Source organism: Mesorhizobium sp. WSM4822, from assembly GCF_055811155.1.
This window is the reverse complement of sequence record NZ_JBVVQM010000003.1, coordinates 526559-541970: the sequence shown is the minus strand read 5'-3', so window position 1 is coordinate 541970 and position 15412 is coordinate 526559. Positions and strand designations below refer to the sequence as shown.

The 15412-nt window shown below is 64.1% G+C and carries 16 protein-coding genes; 6 read left to right on the top strand and 10 right to left on the bottom strand.

Going from position 1 to position 15412, the window contains the following annotated elements; genetic code table 11:
• Positions 1-112 precede the first annotated feature (112 nt).
• Positions 113-520 carry an ACT domain-containing protein gene (locus tag AC0L3E_RS10695; RefSeq protein WP_473604752.1) on the bottom strand — a complete coding sequence of 136 codons (408 nt, stop codon included), beginning with the start codon at positions 518-520 and terminating at the stop codon, positions 113-115.
• Positions 521-707: 187 nt separating this feature from the next.
• Between AC0L3E_RS10695 and AC0L3E_RS10690 the strand changes: the two genes are divergently transcribed.
• The 3 genes from AC0L3E_RS10690 (at position 708) to AC0L3E_RS10680 (ending at position 2533) form a co-directional block, all read left to right on the top strand.
• Positions 708-1613, top strand: a complete 906-nt coding sequence (locus tag AC0L3E_RS10690) for a bestrophin family protein (RefSeq protein WP_473604751.1) — start codon at positions 708-710, stop codon at positions 1611-1613.
• A 111-nt stretch (positions 1614-1724) separates the two neighbouring features.
• Entirely contained in the window at positions 1725-2135 is a 411-nt protein-coding gene (locus AC0L3E_RS10685; RefSeq protein WP_473604749.1) for a DoxX family protein, read from the top strand.
• Between the two features lie 134 nt (positions 2136-2269).
• Positions 2270-2533 carry a YMGG-like glycine zipper-containing protein gene (locus AC0L3E_RS10680; RefSeq protein WP_127382303.1) on the top strand — a complete coding sequence of 88 codons (264 nt, stop codon included), beginning with the start codon at positions 2270-2272 and terminating at the stop codon, positions 2531-2533.
• A 79-nt stretch (positions 2534-2612) separates the two neighbouring features.
• Here the strand turns inward: AC0L3E_RS10680 and rpsP are convergent, their stop codons facing one another.
• The 7 genes from rpsP to AC0L3E_RS10645 form a co-directional block, all read right to left on the bottom strand.
• On the bottom strand, positions 2613-3014 hold the full coding sequence (rpsP, locus tag AC0L3E_RS10675; protein WP_013528800.1) for a 30S ribosomal protein S16: 402 nt from the start codon (positions 3012-3014) through the stop codon (positions 2613-2615).
• Between the two features lie 51 nt (positions 3015-3065).
• Positions 3066-3392: a chorismate mutase gene (locus tag AC0L3E_RS10670; protein ID WP_023811329.1), complete on the bottom strand. Its 327-nt coding sequence runs from the start codon at positions 3390-3392 to the stop codon at positions 3066-3068.
• Positions 3393-3399: 7 nt separating this feature from the next.
• Entirely contained in the window at positions 3400-5010 is a 1611-nt protein-coding gene (gene ffh, locus AC0L3E_RS10665; RefSeq protein WP_128289594.1) for a signal recognition particle protein, read from the bottom strand.
• 276 nt (positions 5011-5286) lie between these two features.
• Positions 5287-6237, bottom strand: a complete 951-nt coding sequence (locus AC0L3E_RS10660; protein ID WP_473604748.1) for a lysostaphin resistance A-like protein — start codon at positions 6235-6237, stop codon at positions 5287-5289.
• 170 nt (positions 6238-6407) lie between these two features.
• Entirely contained in the window at positions 6408-7007 is a 600-nt protein-coding gene (locus AC0L3E_RS10655; RefSeq protein WP_473604747.1) for a DUF1236 domain-containing protein, read from the bottom strand.
• A gap of 63 nt (positions 7008-7070) precedes the next feature.
• Positions 7071-8168 (bottom strand): zinc-binding metallopeptidase family protein, encoded by a 1098-nt coding sequence (locus tag AC0L3E_RS10650; RefSeq protein WP_473604746.1) that lies wholly within the window; start codon positions 8166-8168, stop codon positions 7071-7073.
• A gap of 90 nt (positions 8169-8258) precedes the next feature.
• Positions 8259-9506: a flavin monoamine oxidase family protein gene (locus AC0L3E_RS10645; protein ID WP_127271188.1), complete on the bottom strand. Its 1248-nt coding sequence runs from the start codon at positions 9504-9506 to the stop codon at positions 8259-8261.
• A gap of 141 nt (positions 9507-9647) precedes the next feature.
• Between AC0L3E_RS10645 and AC0L3E_RS10640 the strand changes: the two genes are divergently transcribed.
• A complete protein-coding gene (locus AC0L3E_RS10640) occupies positions 9648-10445 on the top strand; it encodes a lytic murein transglycosylase (RefSeq protein WP_473604745.1) in 798 nt (265 codons plus the stop codon).
• A 73-nt stretch (positions 10446-10518) separates the two neighbouring features.
• Here AC0L3E_RS10640 and AC0L3E_RS10635 read toward each other — a convergent pair whose 3' ends face one another.
• Both AC0L3E_RS10635 and AC0L3E_RS10630 read right to left on the bottom strand, forming a co-directional pair.
• On the bottom strand, positions 10519-11040 hold the full coding sequence (locus tag AC0L3E_RS10635; protein ID WP_127273228.1) for a hypothetical protein: 522 nt from the start codon (positions 11038-11040) through the stop codon (positions 10519-10521).
• Positions 11041-11045: 5 nt separating this feature from the next.
• Positions 11046-12269, bottom strand: coding sequence for an argininosuccinate synthase (locus AC0L3E_RS10630; RefSeq protein ID WP_127271182.1), 1224 nt, complete (start codon positions 12267-12269; stop codon positions 11046-11048).
• Positions 12270-12567: 298 nt separating this feature from the next.
• On the opposite strand from AC0L3E_RS10630, the gene AC0L3E_RS10625 reads away from it, so the two are divergent.
• Positions 12568-14643 (top strand): putative bifunctional diguanylate cyclase/phosphodiesterase, encoded by a 2076-nt coding sequence (locus AC0L3E_RS10625; RefSeq protein WP_473604744.1) that lies wholly within the window; start codon positions 12568-12570, stop codon positions 14641-14643.
• Positions 14644-14768: 125 nt separating this feature from the next.
• The gene (locus AC0L3E_RS10620; protein ID WP_127271180.1) at positions 14769-15410 is read left to right on the top strand and encodes a LysE family translocator; all 642 of its coding nucleotides are present in this window, start codon (positions 14769-14771) and stop codon (positions 15408-15410) included.
• Positions 15411-15412: the final 2 nt, after the last annotated feature.

Sequence of the window (15412 nt, the reverse complement as noted above, 5' to 3'; positions counted from 1 at the left end):
GGGTTAGGGGTGGGGGTCCGTGCCGGGCAGACATCTCAGGAATTCCATATGCGATAGCCCTGCCGTTCACGGGGAGAGGATCCCGGCAGGGGGATGAGGGGCAGCACCAGCCTCAGCTTCGATTCTCAGCCGCCAACCCAACCAACAGCTCCAGTGCTTCCTCCGCCCTGTCGGCCGGCACGAACAGATGGTCGTGGTAGAAGGCCGAGACGGGATTGACGCCCATGCCGGCGGCGGCGAGGCGCGTGGTGATGGCGGCGAGGAAGCCGACGGCTTCCAGCGACGAATGGATGTTCAGCGTGACCATCCGGCAGCGGAATGACGCGGTCAGTGCCGCAGCGATGGCCTTCTCCTCGTCTACGATCAGCGTCACGCCCTCGCGCTCACGAAAGATCATCACCGGTTCGAGGCCTTCCGGCTGAGCGACGCCGGGCGCCAGCGTGGCGAAGACATAGGTGCCGGCCAGCAGCTCCGGCGTCATCGATGCCAGCAGTGTCTTCAGATCGGTCTCGCCGGTCATTCGTTTTCTCTCGCCTGCAGAAATGGGCCGCAGCCCACGTGCTCTTCAATATCCGCGACCGGCGCGTGCCGATAGTCCAAGCGCTGCAAGGACGACATGGCGATGTCGCTGGCGGCTGGGCTTGCAGAGCTGTCGCATCGCACAATAGAGGAGCTGAGGGCCGATACCGGCCCGTGAGAGGCCTTCGATGATCGTTCGCCCGCCCCCCACATTCCTGCAGCTGTTCTTCATCATGCGCGGTTCGGTCGTGCCACGCATCCTGCCGCAGATATTGGGCTTCGCGCTTTATGCCGCGATCATCCTGGCCGTGGCGCGCCGGTTCCAGCTTGATTTCAGCATCTTCAACATCACGCCTTTCGGCCTGGTCGGCGTGACATTGTCGATCTATCTCTCGTTCCGCAACAACGCCGCCTACGACCGTTGGTGGGAGGCGCGCAAGCTGTGGGGCGCGCTGGTCTTCGAAATGCGCAACCTGGCCCGCGCCACCACCAGCCTCATCCCGGACCAGACCGAACAGCGCGCCTTGCTGATGGAAGCGCTCGCCTTCTGTCATTTCCTGCGCGGGCAGTTGCGCAAGATCGACAGCATGAAGGATGCCCGTGCCTTCATCGACGCCGAGGCGGACAAGGCAGCAGCCTTTTCCAATCCGGCGGATGAGATGGTCAGGCGCATGGGCCGGCGTGCCAGTGCGCAGCGCCGGGCGGGCGACGTCGACTCGATCGGCTTTCGTATCCTCGATGAGAGGCTCGCGTCGATCGCCGCCATCCAGGCCGGCTGCGAGCGGATCGCCGGTACGCCGTTACCTTTTGCCTACACGCTGCTGGTGCATCGCACGGCCTACATCGTCTGCCTGCTGCTGCCGATCGGCCTGATCTCGACCACCGGTTGGGCGACGCCGCTGTTCACGGCGTTGATCGCCTACACCTTCTTCGGCCTCGATGCGCTGTCTGAAGAGCTCGAGGATCCGTTCGGCACCGAGGCCAACGACCTTGCACTCGACGGCCTCTGCCGTGTCTGCGAAATCTCGGTGTTCGAAGCGCTGGGCGAAACGCCGCCGAAGATGATCCCGGCGGAAAAGTTCTATTTTTCCTAGGCGAAGGGGCGCGGGCTTAGAACAATCCGGGCCTCTGTCGGATCGCGGCCCCATGCCGCGTCCTTGGGTCGACCCCAGTGAAAAGGGCTCGAACCACTAAGAGGGACCACCATGAGCATTTCCGAAACCGCGCCCGTCTCGCCGGGCGCTTTATGGACCGGCCGCGCGCTCAGCGGCGTCATCGTGCTGTTCATGATTTTCGATGGCGTCATCAAGCTGCCGCCGCTCGATGTCGTCACCCAGACGATGGTGCCGCTCGGCTGGCCGGCCGATGCCAATGTCGCGCGCATGCTGGGCGTCATCGACCTGATCTCGACCGCTCTCTATGCGCTGCCGCGCACCTCGGTGCTCGGCGCCATCCTGCTCACCGCCTATATGGGCGGCGCCATCGCCTCGAATGTCCGTGTCGACAACCCGCTGTTCTCGCACATGCTGTTCGGCGTCTATCTCGGCATTATCCTGTGGGGCGGCCTGTATCTGCGCGATGCCAGGGTCCGCGCGCTGATCCCGTTCAGCCGTTAGATCCAGATCGAAGCATCGCTTTCCGCTGAAAGCCTGAACCCCTTGCCGGGCAATGTCTCAGGGATCGAATCGCCGAGTTGCGAGTTAGAGATTCGCCTGGCGGCGGAGGCGGCTCCTATCGGAGAGGAACGACGATGAAGAAAATGATGCTTTTGATGGCGCTGCTGGTGCCGCTCGCCGCTTGTTCGCAAACGGAAAAAGGCGCGGCCGTAGGCGGTCTCGGTGGTGCTGCCGTCGGTGCGGCGGTCGCCGGCGATCCGGTTGAAGGCGCCGTCGTCGGTGGTGCTGTCGGCGCCGTTGCCGGCGCGCTGATCGGCCGGGCGAGCGAGCGTGGCGAATGCCGCTACCGTGATCGTCGTGGCCGCGTCTACATCGACCGCTGCCCGAGCGGTTATTGATCGGCAGCTCTTACAGACAGAACCGGACAGCAAAACGGCGGGCCTTGGCCCGCCGTTTTCCCGGATGCGAATAGAGCAATTATTCGGCGGTGGCGGCTTCCGCCTCGGCCGGCGCAGCAGCGGCGGCCGCAACAGCAGCAGCGGCATCTTCCTGCGCCTTCTTCAGAAGGGCAGCGCGTTCCTGCGCCTTCTTGCCCGGCTCGGCCTTCTTCGGGTTGGAACGGGCGTCGCGCTTGACGAGGCCGGCCTCGTCGAGGAAGCGCAGCACGCGGTCGGTCGGCTGGGCGCCATGCGCCAGCCAATGCTTGACGCGGTCGGCGTCGACCTTGACGCGTTCGCCGTCCTTGGGCAGCAGCGGGTTCCATGAGCCGATCGACTCGATGAACCGGCCGTCACGCGGTGAACGGGCGTCGGCAATGACGACGTGGTAGTAAGGACGCTTCTTCGAGCCCGCACGGGCCAGTCGGATCTTCAAGGGCATTTATTTTCTCCTAAAAAGGCTGATTTGGTTGGTCGGTTGGTGGCTGGTTTCTCAGCCGGCTTTCATCACGCCGTTGGAAGCGGCGATCTGTTCGTGGTGGCGGATCACTTCGCGGACGACGAAGTTGAGGAATTTTTCCGCGAAATCCGGGTCGAGATGGGCATCCTTCGCCAGCTGGCGAAGCCGGGCGATCTGCTGCTGCTCGCGTGCCGGGTCGGCCGGCGGCAGGCCATGCGTCGCCTTCAGCACGCCAACCGCCTTGGTGCAGCGGAAGCGCTCGGCCAGCATGTGGATGAGGGCTGCGTCGATGTTGTCGATCGACGCCCGGTAATCGGCCAGGAGGGCGCGGGCGTCGGCCATGTCCTTCTCTTCGTTCATGGCGTCCTCACTTCTTCTTGCCAAGGCCGGGCAGCCCGCCACCGCCGAGGCCGGGAAGCCCGGGGAGTTTCATGCCGCCGGGCAGACCTGGCATGCCGCTGGGCAGGCCACCGCCGCCGGGAAGGCCTTTCATGCCGCCGCCAAGGCCGGCTGCCTGTGCCTGCTTCTGCAAGGCCTCGAGCTGCTTGGGGTCCATCTTCGACAGGTCCGGCATGCCGCCGCCCATCATGCCGCCCATACCGCCGGGCATCATGCCGCCGAGGCCCATCTTGGAGGCGAGGCCGCCCATCATGCCGCGCATCAGGCCGCCGCCTTTGCCCTTGCCGCCCATCGCCTTCATCATGTCGGCCATGCCGCGATGCATCTTGAGCAGCTTGTTGATTTCGGCCGCGTCGGTGCCGGAACCGGCGGCGATGCGCTTCTTGCGCGAATGCTTGAGCAAATCGGGATTGGCGCGCTCGGCCTTGGTCATCGACGAGATGATGGCGAGCTGGCGGCCGAACATCTTGTCGTCGAGACCGGCGGCGGCCATCTGGTCCTTCATCTTGCCCATGCCGGGCATCATGCCCATGATGCCGCCCATGCCGCCCATCTTCGACATCTGCTGAAGCTGACCGGCGAGATCGTTCAGGTCGAACTTGCCCGACTGCATCTTCTTGGCCATCGCCGCCGCCTGTTCGGCGTCGATGTTCTCGGCGGCCTTTTCGACGAGCGAGACAATGTCGCCCATGCCGAGGATGCGGTCGGCGATGCGCTTTGGGTGGAATTCCTCCAGCCCGTCCATCTTTTCGCCAGTGCCGATCAGCTTGATCGGCTTGCCGGTGACGGCGCGCATCGAAAGAGCCGCACCGCCACGGCCATCGCCGTCCATGCGGGTTAGGACGAGGCCGGTGATGCCGACGCGCTCGTCGAAGCTCTTGGCCAGGTTGACGGCGTCCTGGCCGGTCAGCGAATCGGCGACCAACAGGATTTCGTGCGGGCTCGACACCTTCTTGATGTCGGCCATCTCGACCATCAGCGGCTCGTCGATATGGGTGCGGCCGGCGGTGTCGAGGATGACGATGTCGTGGCCGCCGAGCTTGGCCGCCTGCACGGCGCGGCGGGCGATGTCGACCGGCGACTGGCCGTCGATGATCGGCAGCGTGGCGACCTTGACCTGTTCGCCGAGCTGGCGAAGCTGCTCCTGCGCAGCGGGGCGCCGCGTGTCGAGCGAGGCCATCAGGACCTTCTTGTTCTGACGCTCGGAAAGACGCTTGGCGATCTTGGCCGAAGTGGTCGTCTTGCCGGAACCCTGCAGGCCGACCATCATGATGACGATCGGCGCCGGGGCATTGAGATCGATCGCGACGCCTTCGGCGCCGAGCATGTCGACCAGTTCGTCATGGACGATCTTGACGACCATCTGGCCGGGCTTGATCGACTTGACCACGGCAGCGCCGACGGCCTTCTCGCGCACCTTGTCGGTGAAGGAGCGCACCACTTCCAGCGCCACGTCCGCTTCGAGCAGCGCACGGCGCACCTCGCGCAGCGCCGCCGAGACATCAGCCTCCGACAGCGCGCCGCGGCCGGTCAGGCCGTTCAGGATCGAACCAAGACGTTCCTGTAGCGATTCAAACATTCGTTTTCCTTTTCCCTGGCACCCGGATGATGCCCGAGAGGTAATGCGTTCGCGCCCAGTGTCCAACCAAAAGCCAAAACCAAAAAGCACCCGGGGGCGCTCAGCGCTGCCGGGTGTTGGCCTCCAGGATCGATTTACAGCACTTCACCTCAAAGAGGTTTCGGCGTCCTGGTCGGCTTGCTCGGAGGGATACTCGTCGCGGAATTCGAGCGTGTAGACAGGAAATCGGCCGTAGAGTCAAGACAAAGACCGTATTGCGTCGATCCCGGCCTGCGATCAGGCGGTGCTCGCATGGTCCGGAAGCTCGGCGGCAACCCTGAGCGGCGAACGCGGATGCAGAAGCAGCACGATGGTCAGCATGCTGCAGGCGATGCCGATGAAGGCGATGAGAACCGCATCCGACGTCGCCCAGCCCGGTCCCTCGAGCGGCCTGGCGTTGAACAGGGCGAAGGAATTGTAGCTTTCCTGATGCGAGATCAAGAGAAACCCGGTCAGGTTGTTGCCGAGATGAGCACCCAGGGCGGCGCCGAGATTGCCGGTTGCGTAGACGACAAGTGTCAGCAGCAGCGCGAAAGCGGCGATCGACGCCAGCACGCAAGCATTGATGGCTGGCGACGAACTCGCGCTCCAATGCAGCGAGGTGAACAGCAGGGCCGGCAGCAGGGCCCAGATTACCGGGCTCGTGAACCGGCTGGCGAGACCGCGCAGCAGATAGCCGCGAAACAGCACCTCTTCAGAGGATGTCTGCAGCAAAGTGAGCGCGGCGATCGGGATCGCAAACAGCAGCCAGGACGACAGGCTGATCGGGCCGCGCGCGATCTGCGGCTGCAGCAGATAGAGCAGGACCTCGGATATGAACGACGTGATCAGCACCGCGATCAGCCCTTTGAGGAAGTCGGGCCATGAAACTCGTCGGCTGTTGCCGAGCAGCGCCGACAGCTTCTCGCCATGCACCCAGCGCATCGCGACCCACAGGCCGATCCAGATGCCGGCGAACGAGACGAGCGCGGTGAGGATGCCGAGGGGAGAAGCGAGGAAGCCCTGAATGCCGGATGATGGGGTCGCCTGCCAGGCGATGAAGGCATAGGTGCCGCCTACCAGCACGGCCACAGTGGTTGCTGCCCAAAAAAGGACCACGATGCCCGTTCCGAGCAACAGGCGCGGTAAGGTCGTCCTGGCGTTCGGCGAATGCCTGTAACGCTCGAAGGCGGACGGATCGATGGTCACGCGGGCTCCCTTGCCAAAGTCATCGCCTATTGACTAACCGATGGCCGGGAAAATCGGAATGGTTTTCCGCAAAGGACTAGGCCAAGCAAGTCGGCGCAGGAGAGCGCCGCGCGGCGGCGCCGCCTGCTGGCGGCCGCTGCAGTCGCAGCGGCCGCTTGTGCCGATTGTCGTCAGCGAACGACGTACATGATGCGCCGGGTCTGCGGATCGATCAGCGCCCGCTGGCCGTTCACATAGACATAGCGGTAATTGTAGTCCGGAATCTCGCGCAGCTCGACGGTGTCGGGCAGGGTCGCGCCGGTCACCACTTCGCCTTCGAGATAGATGGGATCGAGGCGATGCGTGTCTACATAGGTGCGGATTTCAGCCGGAGGCGGCGGGAAGTCATCCACGACCGGATCGCTGGCGATGATCGCGCCGGTATAATCGGTCGAGTAGTTGCCGATGTCCTTCGGCGGCGAGACGACAGCAACGCTGGAGCGCCGTTCCGTCAGCACCACGCGGCTGCCGCCGATATCGGCCGTGACATAGTCGGAATAGACCCAGCCCTGGCCGCCGGCCTCGGCTATGGTGCACCATTTGCTGTTTTCGATGCAGCCATTGAGCGTTGCCGACTGGCCGGCGGCGAGCACGCCGATCACGGGATATTGCGGGCCGGGTCCGGCGCGCACGTTAAGATCGGTGACGGCTGAGACGGCGGTATCGGCAAACGCGGCGCCTGACATCACGGTCAGCATTCCGGCTACCGCAGGAAACAACAGGGATTTCATGGTTTCTCTCCGTTTTCATGGTCCCTCGCCAGCGAAAACGGGGCAGCAGCTCATGCGTTCCCGCTAAAGCGCCTGCGCCAACTCACGATTTGTTCCGTGTTCTCTAGGCAAATCGGTCAGAAGTTCGTGAACGAATTCCAATTTCCGTGCCGTGACGTCCGAAATGACAAAGGGGTAGAGGTCGGGCAGGCCCATGCAGCGGTTGATCGAATTGGAGGCTTCCGACAGCACCAGCCAGCGGGGAAGGATCTTTTCGAAAGGCTCGGGCGCGGTCGCCGGCTCCGAGGGTGCGGCCTGCAACCCGCCGCCTGTGTCGCCGCGCGGCAAGTCGTTGGCCTCCACCGTCTCCAGCCGGCCGAGCGGAAAGTTCAGCGCGTGCACCATTTCCAGCGTGTCGGTGATGTGCAGGTGATGAGCCCAGGTCTCGGCCCAGTCCTCCCATGGATGCGAGGTCGCATAGGCCGAGATGTGGCCTTGCTGCCAGTCGGGCGGCGCACCATTGGCATAATAGGCCTTCAGCGCCTGTTCGTAATCGGCGCGGTCGTCGCCGAACAGTGCGCGGAAAGCTTCGAGCCTGTGCGGATCGTCGCGGATGAGGCGGTCCCAGTAATAGTGCCCGAGCTCGTGACGGAAATGGCCGAGCAAGGTGCGGTAGTTCTCGCCCATCTCGACGCGCCGCTTCTCGCGCTCGGCCGAATCCGCCTCGGCGACATTGAGCGTGATCAAACCATTGTCGTGGCCGGTAAGAATCCGCTCGCCGCCGGGGCCGCCGCCGATCGGATCGGCGAGGAAGTCGAATGCCAGGCCGATCTCGTCGGCCGGGTTCTGCTTGGGCGCCACCGGCAGCCCGAAGGCCAGCAGCGAGTAGATGGCGCGCTTCTTCGCCGCTTCGACACGGATCCAGCGGCGGCGGTTGCCGTCGACGGAGAGATCCGGGATCAGCTGGTTCAGCACGCAAGCGCGGCAAAAAGCGTGACCCGGTTCCGCCATCCAGTTGCAGGCGCATTCATCGGCGTTGGTGCACTGGAAGACGCCATCGACGCCCGCCAGCGCAAAACAGGCGTGCTCGGGATCGTAGAGCACGGGGTTCCCGCAGTTCAGGCACTGGGCGTTCTCGAAATAGATGCGATGGCCGCAATGCGGGCAGTCGAAGAGTTTCATGTTGGTCTCAATTCACCGGAGGTGACACAAATGTTCACGGCGGCCCGTGCCCAACGCGAACAGCCGCGCGGTGTTCCACATTACCTGAAGCTATTTGGCCGCAAGCTGGGCGACAACCTGCCTTGCCACCGCCTCGCCCGACAGCCGTGCGCCGCCGCAGGTCTGGACCAGCGAGCCGGCCAGATGCTCGCCGGCGAAGAAGATCTTGTCGGCCACCGGCTGCATGAGTGCGGCGCGCGCCAGTGAACGGCCGGGGCGGGCCGCGGCATAGGCGCCGCGCACGAAGCGCTCGCCGCCCCAATTGGTCATCATTGCGCGTCCGACATGCTTGCGCGTATCGCCGCCGAAGATGCCACACAGCCGGTCGACGACGAAGTCGATGCCGGCCGCCTCGCCGGCCGCCGACATTTCCCAGGCGAAATCGCCGCCGACGAAGCCGACCATCAAGTCAAGGTCGAACGGGAAGCAGAGGAAGTAGATGTCGTGCCTGGCCATCCGTTCGATCAGCAGGTCGTCGAAGGGCTGCAGCCCGAGCCTGGTGCCCGATATTTCGACTGGCAATTTGGTCAGCATGCCCATCGGCAGGTCGAAGAAGGCGCCGAAATGCGTGTCGGGCAGGGCCGGCGAGAACGCGATCTCCTCGAAGGCGAGCACCGCCGGCGAAGCGGTTACGATCACCGCTTTGGCGCGGACGGTGCCGCGATCGGTGACGCAGGCGACGCCGGGCACGTCCCACAGGATCTTGCGCACCGGCGTCGACAGTTCGACCGGCACGCCGGCGCCGAAACGCGCCACCAGCGCGCCAAGGCCCTCCTTGCTGAAGTAGTTCGGGTCGAGATCGGCCGCGGCCTGGAAGTCCAGGATCGAGATTTCGTCCTCGTCGGCACCGAAATCCATCGGCCCGGCGAAGGTGGCGGCGGCGCGCGGCGCATGGCCTTTTGCCAAAAGCGCCGAAAGACGATCGTCATCTCCGTCTTTCACTTCATGCCTGGCCAGCAGTTCGAACAGCTTTGCGTCGGCGGCCTTCATGTCGGCTTCTTCCGCTTCGCTCGCCTTGCGCTCGCGGTAGTAGAGATGATCGACGTTCATGTCGTGATGATGCAACGTCCAGCCTGCCGCCTGGGCTTCGGGAAAATAGGGATTGCGGTCGGCGGCATGCAGCCAGGCGCAGCCGATGTCGAAAGGCACGCCGAAATGCTGGTCGCTGGTCCAGGCTCGCCCGCCGATTCGGTCCATCGCTTCGAGCAGCGTGAAGGAAAGCCCCGCGGCCTGCAGGGTCCTGGCGGCGGCAAGACCCGCCGAGCCGGCACCGATGATGACGACATCAACGTCTTGCATGCAGCCCCCTTGCCACAATAATCACTTGATCCTAGGCAAATTCCACGGCATTCGCCAGCATTGCAGCGGTGACAGTGACAAGTGCGCGTTTCGCTGGCAAGTTCGCAATTGGGACGTGATTCAGGCAACCAGGAGATCAACATGGCAATTCTTGCCAAGGGAAAGATGTTTGCAGCGGCCGTGGTGGCGGTGCTTGCGCTGGCGACGGGCGCACAGGCAGCGGCCAGCTGCGGCAAGACCGGCGCCGGCTTCGAGGCCTGGAAGCAGGATTTTGCCGCGCAGGCCAGGTCGGAAGGTGTAGGCGCCAAGGGGCTGGCCGCTCTGGCCGGGGCAAACTACGCGACCAAGACGATCTCCGTCGACCGCGGCATTCACAAGGCTTTCAGCGGCTCGGTGGACGATTTCATGCGGCGGCGCGGCGGCGCGGCGATTATTTCCAAGGGCCGGTCGCTGAAAAAGTCGAATGCGGCGCTGTTCGCCAAGATCGAAGCGAATTACGGCGTGTCGCCGGGCGTGTTGCTCGCCATCTGGGGTATGGAAACCGGCTTCGGTTCGTCCATGGGCAACCAGAACACCGTCTCTGCCATTTTGACGCTTGCCTATGATTGCCGCCGCCCGGGGTTCTTCTACCCGCATGCCATCGCAGCCCTGAAGCTGGTTGATCGCGGGGTGCTGTCAGCCTCGTCGGTTGGCGCCGCGCATGGCGAGATCGGACACACGCAGTTCCTGCCAGGAAACGTCCTGAAGTATGGCGTCGGCGGCGGAAACCTGCGCGACAAGGGCACGGCGCTGGCTTCCACCGCCAACTTCCTCAAGGGCCATGGCTGGCGGGCGGGCGCGAGCGCGAGTGCGAATATGGGCGCGATTGCCGGCTGGAATTCCGCGAGCGTCTATCAGCAGGCCATCGCCCGCATCGCCACGGCGATCGACGGCGATTGACGGACCATGCACCGGGCAGAAGGGCCCCGGCCATTTCTGACTTGATCGAAAACCCGGCGCGAATGCCGGGTTTTTATTTGATTTCGAGCGTGTAGGAGCAGCCGGCCAGGGTCTTGCCGGGGTGGGACTCGACGGTCGAGACGTTAAGCTTGACGTCCGTGGAGAAGGTCAATCCTTCCGACTCTTCGGTGCTGTGGACAACGACCTTCTCGCCAAGGAATTTTTGCGGCGTGGAAAAAACGGCCATGACGTTGAGTTCTTCGGCAAGCTCCGGCGCGGCAACGCCGTCGAGCACGGCCATCGGCCCCGCAGCGGTAAACACGATCGATCCTGTCTCGCGGTTGAACACGCGGATTTTGGCCGGCAGTTCGTATTGGCTGAGAAACGGATTGCCCGAGGCAACCTCCTTCCAGCCAAGCGTTTCAACGGCGCCCGGTGCGCTGGACAGCCACAGGGCAAAGTCGTTGTAGGTCGGAACGTCCGCCCTGCACTCGATCAGCGCCGGAAGGTCGAGAGAGGCGGGGTCGAACTCCTGGCCCGCCGCCGGCGTCGCCAGAACAACCAGGGGCGCCAGGCAGCGACCGAAGCCGCGCATCCGCCCTACTTGGCGCGGTTGCGCGCGGCCAGCGTCCTCAGCCGCAGCGCATTGAGACGGATGAAGCCGGCGGCGTCCTTCTGGTCGTAGGCGCCGCGGTCGTCCTCGAAGGTGACCAGCGCATCCGAATAGAGCGTCTTCTTCGACTTGCGGCCGGTGACCATGACGTTGCCCTTGTAGAGCTTGAGGCGCACCGTGCCCTCGACCTCTTCCTGGCTCTTGTCGATCATCGCCTGCAGCATCAGCCGTTCGGGCGCGAACCAGAAGCCGTTGTAGATCAGCTCAGCGTAACGCGGCATGAACTCGTCCTTGAGATGGGCGGCCCCACGGTCGAGCGTGATCGATTCGATGGCGCGGTGGGCGGCAATCAGGATCGTGCCGCCTGGTGTTTCGTAGACGCCACGCGATTTCATGCCGACGAAGCGGTTCTCGACCAGGTCGAGCCGGCCGATGCCATTGTCGCGGCCAAGATCGTTGAGTGCCGCCAGCATGGTCGCCGGCGACAGCTTCTTGCCGTTCAGCGCGATCGGATCGCCCTTCAGGAACTCGATCTCGATCTCGGTGACGGTATCAGGTGCGTCCATCGGCGAAACGGTGCGCTGGTGGACGAATTCGGGCGGCTCCACCCACGGGTCTTCCAGCACCTTGCCCTCGGAGGACGAATGCAAAAGGTTGGCGTCGACCGAGAACGGTGCGTCGCCCTTCTTGTCCTTCGGCACCGGGATCTGGTGCTGCTCGGCGAAATTCATCAGGTCGGTGCGCGACTTGAACGACCAGTCGCGCCACGGCGCGATGACCTTGATGTCGGGGTTCAATGCGTAAGCCGAAAGCTCGAAGCGCACCTGATCGTTGCCCTTGCCGGTGGCGCCATGCGCGATCGCGTCGGCGCCGGTTTCCCGCGCTATATCGACCAGATGCTTGGAGATCAGCGGCCGCGCGATCGAGGTGCCAAGCAGATAGGTGCCTTCATAGACGGTGTTGGCGCGGAACATCGGGAAGACGAAGTCGGACACGAATTCCTCGCGCACGTCGACGACGCGGATGTCCTTGATGCCCATCATCTCGGCCTTGCGACGGGCCGGCTCGAGTTCGCCGCCCTGGCCGAGATCGGCGGTGAAAGTCACGACTTCGGCGCCGAGTTCAGTCTGCAGCCATTTCAGGATGATGGATGTGTCGAGACCGCCTGAATAGGCAAGCACGACTTTTTTGACGTCTTTGGCCTTGGACATTTCTACTCCGTCGATGGCGGACGCCCCAGCCTGGGCGTCACGGATTGTCGCAGCGCCTTTTAGCAGGAACGGCAGAGCGAGCAAGCACGCGTGCATGCACGGCTTCTGGTCCAGCGCATGGCCGGGGGCGGCCGGCAGCGAAAACAATCTGCTGCAATCAAAGGCTGCATTTGCTGGAGGGACTTAATCAAGTTTTCACGCCGTGCCGCTAACACTTACGACAAAGCCGCCTTGACCATGTTCCGGGCGGCTTCTTGCCTGCTTTGTCGTGGGTGTCCTCGGACTCGGGCCGTTCTTGATGCGCGTTATATCATGCATCGCCATGGAGCATAATCTGTGGCTTGTCCTGCTGGCGGCGCTGATGTGCGTCACCGGCTGCTGGGTGACGATCGGCCTCTTCGACCGTTCGAGGAAAACCGCCGGCGTGCAGATGAAGGGCTGGCTGTTCCTGACCGCGGTCGCCGCCGGCTCGTCGATCTGGTGCACCCATTTCATCGCCATGCTGGCCTACCAGCCCGGCGCGCCGATCACCTTCGATCCGGTCCTGACCATGGCATCCCTGGTCATCGCCATCATCGGCACCGGGCTGGGCTTCACCCTCGCATCCGGCAAGAGCCGGCGCCTGGCTCCGGAATGGGGCGGCATCGTCGTCGGCCTGGCGATTTCGGCCATGCACTACACCGGCATGATGGCTTATCATGTTGCCGGCATCGTCGAATGGGACGGCTCCTATGTCGTGGCCTCACTGGTCATCTCGGCCGTGTTCTCCGCCTTGGCCGTCGGCCATGCCGTGCGCCGGCCATACCGCTGGTCGCATTATCTCGCCATCGGGCTGCTGGTGCTGGCGATCGTCGGCCTGCATTTCACGGCTATGGCCGCGGTGGCGGTGACGCCGCTGTCCTTCATCAGCACAGGCACCAATCCCGATATTCTGGTGGCAATGGCGGTCGCCGTCGCCGTGGTGGGCCTGATCGTCGCGGCCACCGGCTTCGCCAGCTATCTGATCGATGAGCGTGGCCGTCTGGAGAGTTTCGAGCGGCTTCAGCATCTCGCCCTCAACGACGCCCTTACCGGCCTTCCCAACCGGGTCTCCTTCAACGACCGCCTCGACCATGAGATCGACCGGGCACGCGAGGGCGAGGACACAATGACGGCGGTCATCGTCATCGATCTCGACCGCTTCAAGGAGATCAACGACCTCAGGGGGCATGCGGCCGGCGACCAGGCGCTCAAGATCGTCGCCCGCAGGCTGGCGAAACTCACCGGCGAGGGCGAGTTCGTCGCCCGGCTCGGCGGTGACGAGTTCGCCGCGATCAAGCGCTTCAAGGATCAGAAGGACCTTCTCGGGCTGGTCTCGCGGCTGGAGAAGTCGCTGTTCGAGCCGTTGCGGCTCGACGATTTCGAGATCGCCGCGGGCGCCAGCATCGGCGTCGCGGTCTATCCACGCGACGGAGCCGACCGCGAGCGGCTGGTCAGCAATGCCGATCTTGCCATGTACCGGGCGAAGAACGACGTCACGCGAGCCGTCTGCTTCTACGAATCCGCCATGGACGAGACGGCGCGGGCGCGCCGCGCCTTGGCCTCCGACCTTCGCCAGGCGATCGACCGCGGCGAGCTTTCGCTGCACTATCAGGTGCAGACCTCGGTCCCGACCGGCGCCACCTGCGGCTACGAGGCGCTGCTGCGCTGGACCCATCCCGTGCACGGCATGATCCCGCCCGCTGAATTCATCCCGATTGCCGAAGAGAACGGCTCGATCATGGCGATCGGCGAATGGGTGCTGCGGACCGCGTGCCGGCAGGCGGCCTCGTGGGGCAATGGCCACAAGATTGCGGTCAATCTGTCATCGGTACAGTTCGCCCATGCCGATCTCGCCAAGCTCATCCATCAAATCCTGATCGAGACCGGACTGTCGCCGAAACGGCTGGAACTGGAGTTGACCGAATCGACGATCGTCGCCGACAAGGTGCGCACGCTGCATGTCCTGCGCCAGATCAAGGCGCTGGGGGTGACGATCGCGATCGACGATTTCGGCACCGGTTATTCATCGCTCGATACGCTGCGCTCGTTTCCCTTCGACAAGATCAAACTCGACCGCTCGTTCATGGCTGACGTCGAGCGAAGCCCGCAGGCCAAGGCCATCATCCGGGCGGTGCTGACGCTGGGCCGCAGCCTCGACATTCCGGTGCTTGCCGAAGGCGTCGAGACGCATGTCCAGCTCACCATCCTGCAGGTCGAAGGCTGCAACGAGGCGCAAGGCTATTTCCTCGGCCGGCCCAAGCCGATCGACCAGATCACCGGGGACGCCGATCACCGCAACGATCAACTCGTCGCGGAGGAGCCGGCGAGGATGCGGCTGAGCAGGCAGGCATAGGACGCCGCGGCCGGCCGTCCAGCGAATGCCTTGCGGACGCCTTCTGGATCGACATCGGGTGGCTGCTGTGTCTGGCATCGTCATGGCGCATCCTGTATAGGCCTCCCAATTCCCTGGGGCCGCTCATGTCGTTCATTCCAGACACCGCCACGCTGATCCAGTTCGCCATCGCCACGGTCATCCTGGCGATCACGCCGGGTCCGGACATGACGCTGTTCGTCTCGCGCACGCTCAACCAGGGCCGTGCCACCGGCTTTGCCTCGATGGCCGGCGCGCTGTGCGGCACGCTGATCCACACCACGCTGGTGGTTGTCGGTGTCTCGGCGCTGATCGTCGCCTCGCCGATGGCTTTCTTCGTGCTGAAGATCTTCGGCGCGGGCTATCTCGTCTTCCTGGCCTGGCAGGCGATCACCAGGGGCTCGGCCTTTTCGCCGGAGAAGAAGACAGGCCCCGAGATTTCGCTGCTGCGCAGCTGGGCGGCGGGCCTTGGCGTCAATCTGCTCAACCCGAAGATCATCCTGTTCTTCATGACCTTCCTGCCGCAGTTCGTCTCCGCGCATGATCCGAACGCACCGGGAAAGCTGTTTTTCCTTGGGCTGATGTTCATCGTGCTGTCGGTCCCGGTGACGGTCCCGATGGTGCTGGCGGCGGAAAAGTTTTCGGCGGCGATGAAGGCCAGCCCGCGCGTCACGCGGGTGGTCGACTATCTCTTCGCCGGCGTGTTCTCCGCCTTCGCCCTCAAGATCCTGACGGCCCAGGCGAAGTAGGC